General features: G+C 69.0%; 6 protein-coding genes and 1 pseudogene. 2 read left to right on the forward strand and 5 right to left on the reverse strand.

The annotated features are described in order from the left end of the window. Positions 1-570: 570 nt before the first annotated feature. Together ACLFOB_RS13895 and ACLFOB_RS13900 are read left to right on the forward strand one after the other, a co-directional pair. Positions 571-849, forward strand: a pseudogene (locus tag ACLFOB_RS13895) (helicase HerA-like domain-containing protein); the annotation flags it as partial. A gap of 50 nt (positions 850-899) precedes the next feature. Continuing rightward, positions 900-1,046 (forward strand): hypothetical protein, encoded by a 147-nt coding sequence (locus ACLFOB_RS13900; RefSeq protein ID WP_410926465.1) that lies wholly within the window; start codon positions 900-902, stop codon positions 1,044-1,046. Here ACLFOB_RS13900 and ACLFOB_RS13905 read toward each other — a convergent pair. The 5 genes from ACLFOB_RS13905 to ACLFOB_RS13925 form a co-directional block, all read right to left on the reverse strand. Then, positions 1,033-1,722, reverse strand: coding sequence for a DUF2306 domain-containing protein (locus ACLFOB_RS13905; protein ID WP_410926466.1), 690 nt, complete (start codon positions 1,720-1,722; stop codon positions 1,033-1,035). The two genes, ACLFOB_RS13900 and ACLFOB_RS13905, sit on opposite strands and share 14 nt — an antisense overlap. A gap of 55 nt (positions 1,723-1,777) precedes the next feature. Continuing rightward, positions 1,778-3,109 (reverse strand): branched-chain amino acid ABC transporter permease, encoded by a 1,332-nt coding sequence (locus tag ACLFOB_RS13910; protein WP_410917887.1) that lies wholly within the window; start codon positions 3,107-3,109, stop codon positions 1,778-1,780. Continuing rightward, positions 3,106-4,116, reverse strand: coding sequence for a branched-chain amino acid ABC transporter permease (locus tag ACLFOB_RS13915; RefSeq protein WP_410917888.1), 1,011 nt, complete (start codon positions 4,114-4,116; stop codon positions 3,106-3,108). The genes ACLFOB_RS13910 and ACLFOB_RS13915 overlap by 4 nt, the downstream gene beginning before the upstream one ends. Positions 4,117-4,462: 346 nt before the next feature. Beyond that, positions 4,463-5,287: an ABC transporter ATP-binding protein gene (locus ACLFOB_RS13920; RefSeq protein WP_410926467.1), complete on the reverse strand. Its 825-nt coding sequence runs from the start codon at positions 5,285-5,287 to the stop codon at positions 4,463-4,465. Continuing rightward, on the reverse strand, positions 5,284-5,880 hold a 597-nt coding region (locus ACLFOB_RS13925; RefSeq protein ID WP_410926468.1), incomplete at its 5' end, for an ABC transporter ATP-binding protein. The genes ACLFOB_RS13920 and ACLFOB_RS13925, both read right to left, overlap by 4 nt.

Raw genomic sequence — 5,880 nt, forward strand, 5'->3', positions numbered from 1 at the left:
CCGGTCCGTTCTCCTGCGCCTCTTCCGCAGGGGTCTGTTCGGCGTCCTGCGCGGCAAGCGGCGCGGCCAGGGTGATCGCGGCTGCGACGCTCATCAGTCGGAAAATGCGGTGCATGTAGATGATGTCCCGGTTCCTGTTTCGGTCTGCATGCCCCATATCACGCACCCGCGCAGGTGTCAGCGGGTCACTTAGGGGGCAGGGCGGGTATGGCCGAGACGGCCAAGACCCGCACGGGCCGGTGCTGGTGCGGTTGCACGAAAAAAGGGGCCAAAGGCCCCTTTTCCCCATCCAGTCACTCCCCGTCGGACCGGCCGACTTAGTCATTAGGGTGACGCTACGAAGTTTGCGCCTGGCGGTCAACAACCAATGCCTGCCGGCATGGCGAATCCCCCCGGCCACGCCCAGCTTCGCGGCAAAGGGCCGCGCCCGCGGCTGGTCCGGCCGGTCCGACGGAGAGGAAGCCCGCCGGGCAAGGCAGGTGGTGCGCCCGACCGGACAGGTCTGGCACGGACGGGTTGACCGGGTCCTGTCGGCATCGGACGGCGGATAAGGAGCACGGCGCGTGCAGGATGCGATCCCCGCGAGCGGCGGCTCGCGCCGCGCGGACTGAAGGACTTGCCGACGCTGCCGGCGCATTTTGCGTCCCCTTCCTGTTCTGGCGGCCCCTCGGAGCGTTCCGGGGGCCTTCCCGGCCTGGCGATGCGGACAAGCCGCGCCAGGTGCTCTTCTTCGACGCGGCGTATGTGCTCTTCTCCGGGGCGCCGCCTGCGCCGACCGGAAAGGTCGAACCGGTGGCGCGGCCGATCCGGGCGCAGGGTCTTGGCGTCTGTTGCCGGATGCAGGACCCCGAAGGCGCGCCAGCCCGGCACCCTGGTGCAGCACCCGCCGCACGCTCGGGATGGCGGCAGCGGGCTGCGGTCGGAATTACGCCTTCGACACCGGCACGGGCGAGGCGCCGGGGCACGCGCCGGCGCGGGAACTCGGCGGCACCACCGGCCGGCGGCTGCTGCGCGGGGTCCGGGGCGGGCGCTTCAGCGGGCGCTGATCCGTCGCCTGTGCCGAAGCCAGAGTTCCACGAGTGCGAGATATGGCAGGTAGAAGGCGAAGATCTGCACCCGGTCGAAGGCACCGCTGAAGCCTTCGGCCGTCCAGAGCCCGTCGGTGGCGAGATACCACAGCCCGTAGTGCACCCGGTAGAGGAACGAGCCAACGGCAAGCACGAAAAGCCGCAGCGCCCAGTCGCGGTGCTCTGCCATCCTGCCCGCACGGCCGTGCCGCAGGGTCTGCACGGCGCAGAGGATCAGCAGCGCGCCGTAAAGGCCGAAGCCCCAGTCCATCAGTGGCCCGCCCACCGTCTCGCGCAGGGCGATGTAGATCAGCCCGCCCACGCCCGCGATCAGGCTGCCCGCGACGATGGCATGGCCTGCGGCACGGTGGACCGCCGGCCAGCGTCGCCGCAGCGGCCCGATCAGTTGCAGCGGCGCGAGCGCCGTGATCAGGGCACCGGCCAGCATGTGCGCGAAGATCGCGGCATTGGCCGCAGGCCGGGCCGCATCGAAGAGATGGGTCCGCTCCGAAAGGTCGGCCGTCAGCCCCAGCGCCCCGAACCGCAGTGCGTGCCACACGAAGGGCAGCGCGAGCAGCAGGAGAACGACCAGCAGCGCCAACCGCCAGAACGGGTCGCGCCGCCCCTGCGCTGCGGTGGATGGGATTTCGGTCATTCGGGCAGGGTCGCGCGCCACGGCCCCCGCGTCCACCGGGCAGGGCGCCGCAGCCCTACCGTTCCGGCAGCAGCCCCCGCGGCGCGAAGCGCAGCATCACCAGCATGATGACACCCATGGTCAGCAGACGCATGTGCGCCACGCTGTCCATCAGGTGGTCGCGCAGCGCGCTGTCCTCGGCCATGCCGGCGGTGATCAGGGACATGACACCCTGTCCGATGGGCTCGACCTGCACCCAGAGCCACCAGACGAGGAAACCGCCCAGCACTGCGCCCAGGTTGTTGCCCGAGCCGCCGACGATCACCATCACCCAGATCAGGAAGGTGAAGCGCAGCGGCTGGTAGCTGGCCGGCGTCAGCTGGCCGTCGAGCGTGGTCATCATCGCGCCCGCCAGCCCCAGCAGCGCAGAGCCCAGCACGAAGACCTGCAGGTGGCGGCCGGTCACGTCCTTGCCCATCGCCTCGGCCGCGGTCTCGTTGTCGCGGATGGCGCGCATCATCCGGCCCCAGGGCGAGTTGAGCGCCAGTTGCGCGGCGATCAGGACGAAGACGAGGACGACGGTGAAGAGCACGCTGTATCCCAGCTTCACCGTGATCGAGGAGGCAGCGCCGGGGTCCAGGCCAAGGTTCGTCGCCTGCTCGACGAAGGCGGGATCGCGCCGCAGGTCGACTTCCCGGGGCACCGGGCGCGGCAGGCCGATCACGTTCTTCACCCCGCGCGACAGCCAGTCCTCGTTCTTGAGGATGGCGATCACGATCTCGGCGATGCCCAGCGTTGCGATGGCGAGGTAGTCCGAGCGCAGCCCCAGCGCGACCTTGCCGATCACCCAGGCAGCCCCGGCTGCCAGAAGCCCGCCCACCGGCCAGGCCAGCACGATGGGCAACCCCAGCCCGCCAAGGTAGCCTGTCGTGGCCGAATCGACGGACTCGACGGCCTGCTTCGCGGGATCGAAGAGCCCGCGATAGACGAAGAAGCCCACGATCACGACCGCGAAGACCGTGAAGGCGCGCAACTGCCCCGGCCGCATCCGATTATAGAGGAAGATGGCCAGCGCGATCACCCCCGCGCCGACCAGCAGCGCGCCGACGATCTGGGGGCCTCCCGCGGCCCAGGCCTCGGGCACCGGGGGCATGGACACGAGCACCGCGGCCAGCCCCCCCAGCGCCACGAAGCCCATGACGCCGACGTTGAAGAGCCCGGCAAAGCCCCACTGCATGTTGACGCCAAGCGCCATGATCGCGCTGACGAGCCCCATGTTCAGGATCACCAGCGCGTTGTTCCAGCTCTGCACGAAGCCGGTGCCGATGATCAGCCCGGCGACCAGCGCGAAAAGCAGGATTGTGCGGCCTCGGCTTGCGCCGTCCGTGTCCGATCTGCGCTCGCTCATACCGATTTCCCCCTGAAGAGACCGGTGGGACGGATCAGCAGCACGATCACCAGGATCACGAAGCTGACCGCGAACTTGTAGTCCACCGCCAGAAGCTGCACGAGCCCGTCGGGCTGCAGGCCCTCGGGCAACAGGTAGCTCAGAACTTTCCGCCAGGCGTAGGTGATCGTGACCTCGGAGAAGGCGATGATGAAGCCGCCGGCGATGGCGCCCACCGGACTGCCAAGTCCGCCGACGATGGCGGCGGCGAAGATCGGCAGCAGAAGCTGGAAGTAGGTGAAGGGCTTGAAGCTCTTGTCGAGGCCGTAGAGCGTGCCCGCCGCGGTGGCCAGCGCCGCCACGATCAGCCATGTCACCAGCACGACCCGCTCCGGGTTGATGCCGGACAGAAGCGCCAGGTCCTCGTTGTCGGAATAGGCGCGCATCGACTTGCCCGTGCGCGTGCGGTTGAGGAACCAGAACAGAAGCACCACCACGACGATGGCCGTGACCAGCGTGATCGCCTGGCTGGTCCGGATCGCCAGCCCCTCGTCGAGGCCCGTCAGGCTGCGGAAGTCGCGCGCCGAGATCAGGAAGCGGGGGCCGTCGGCGAAGCTCTGGTCGTCCGGCCCGATGATGAAGCGCGTGATGCCGTTGTAGACGAACATCACCCCCATCGACACGATCACGAGGATAACGGGTTTCACCCGTTGCTCGCGGTAGAACCGATAGACGGTGCGGTCCGTCGCCAATACCAGCGCCGCGCAAAGCGCGATGCCCACCGGCAGCGCCAGAAGCGCCGTGGGCAGCGGCCCGAGGCTCACCCCGAGACCCTGCAGCCACCAGGTGAAGAGGATCACGCCCATCGTGCCGAAGGCCATGGTGTCGCCATGCGCGAAGTTCGAGAATCGCAGGATGCCGTAGATCAGCGTGACCCCCAGCGCGCCAAGGGCAAGCTGGCTGCCGTAGGACAAGGCCGGGATGATCACGAAGTTCGAGAGCGCGACGATCGCGTTCAGCAGATCCATGCGTCAGTCTCTCCGCTCAGGGGCGAGGGGCGTCGCGCGTCCCCCCGGGTGCCGTGACAGGTGATCGCCGTGCCCGCGGCGGGCAGGTGGACGGTGCAGCGCGCGGCCCCCGCAGGCCCCGCGACGATCGGCAGAGGCGTCGCGCGTTCGCCCGCCGCGATGGAACGGGCCGCGCCGGAGACGTCCGACAGGACCGCGCCCTTCCTCCAGTGGCTCAGGGCCGCGCCGCGGTCCGTCCCGGCGCGGGGCCCGTGCCCCCGCGCAGTCCAGCCGGAAGGCGCGGGCCGCCGCCACCGCGGCGCCAGGCGCGGACGCAAGCGCCGCGGGAAGATGCGCGCGGCGCGCCTCATCCGCCCAGAAAGCTGCGCCGCACCTCTGGGTCGGCCAGCAGCTCCTTTCCGGTGCCGGTGTAGGCGTTTGCACCCTGCACCATGACATAGCCCACATCCGCGATCTCTAGCGCCTGGCGCGCGTTCTGCTCGACCATCAGGATCGAGATACCGGTGCGCGCCACCTCGATGATCCGGTCGAAAAGCTCGTCCATCACGATGGGGCTGACGCCGGCGGTGGGCTCGTCCAGCATCAGCACGCTGGGTTCGGTCATCAGCGCGCGGCCCACGGCAACCTGCTGGCGCTGCCCGCCGGACAACTCGCCCGCGGGCTGGCGGCGCTTTTCCTTCAGGATCGGGAAGAGGTCATAGACCTGCTCCATCGTGCGGCGATGGTCGTCGCGGCGGATGAAGGCGCCCATCTCAAGGTTTTCCTCGACGGTGAGCGAGGTGAAGATGTTCGAGGTCTGGGGCACGAAGCCCATGCCCTTGCGGACCCGCGCCTGCGGCGTCAGCTGGGTGATGTCCTCGCCGTCCAGCCGGATGGAGCCGGTGTGGATGTTCAGCATCCCGAAGATCGCCTTCATCGCGGTGGACTTGCCCGCGCCGTTGGGTCCCACGATCACCGCGATCTGGCCCCGTTCGACGGCGACGGTGCAGTCGTGCAGGATGTCCGCGCCGCGGCCGTAGCCGCCGGTCATGCCGTCCCCGATCAGGAAGGCATCGCGCGTGTGCACGGGCTTGGCCCCGCGGTTGTCGGCAATGGCCAGCTCGCCCACCTTGCCGTCCTTGGTGATCGAGCGGTCCTTGTTGCCGCGGTCGTCGTAGGGGGTCCCGCTCATGCCCCGGCCTCCGCCTTGGCCTTGTTCTTGAGCCCGGTGCCCAGGTAGGCCTCGATCACCCGCTCGTCGGCCTTGATCTCGTCCAGCGTGCCCTCGGCCAGCACCTTGCCTTCCGCCATGCAGATGACCGGGTCGCAGATGCGGCCGATGAAATCCATGTCGTGCTCGATGACGACGAAGGTGTAGCCGCGTTCCTCGTTGAGCCGCACGATGGCGTCGGCGATGGTGTTCAGAAGCGTGCGGTTCACGCCCGCGCCCACCTCGTCGAGGAACACGATGCGCGCATCCACCATCATGGTGCGCCCAAGCTCCAGCAGCTTCTTCTGCCCGCCGGAGAGGTTGCCGGCCTTTTCCCCGGCCAGATGGTCGATGGTGAGGAACTTCAGGACGTCATGCGCGCGCTCGGCCAGTTCGGCCTCCTGCCGGCGGATGCGGCCGCGCGCGACCCATGTGTTCCACAGCGACTCGCCCGCCTGCGCGCCGGGCACCATCATCAGGTTCTCCAGCACGGTCATCGAGTGAAATTCATGCGCGATCTGGAAGGTGCGCAGCAGGCCCTTGTGGAAAAGCGCGTGCGGCGGCAGGCCGGTGAT

It is taken from the genome of Rhodosalinus sp., from assembly GCF_046542825.1.
Taxonomy (GTDB): Bacteria; Pseudomonadota; Alphaproteobacteria; order Rhodobacterales; family Rhodobacteraceae; genus Rhodosalinus.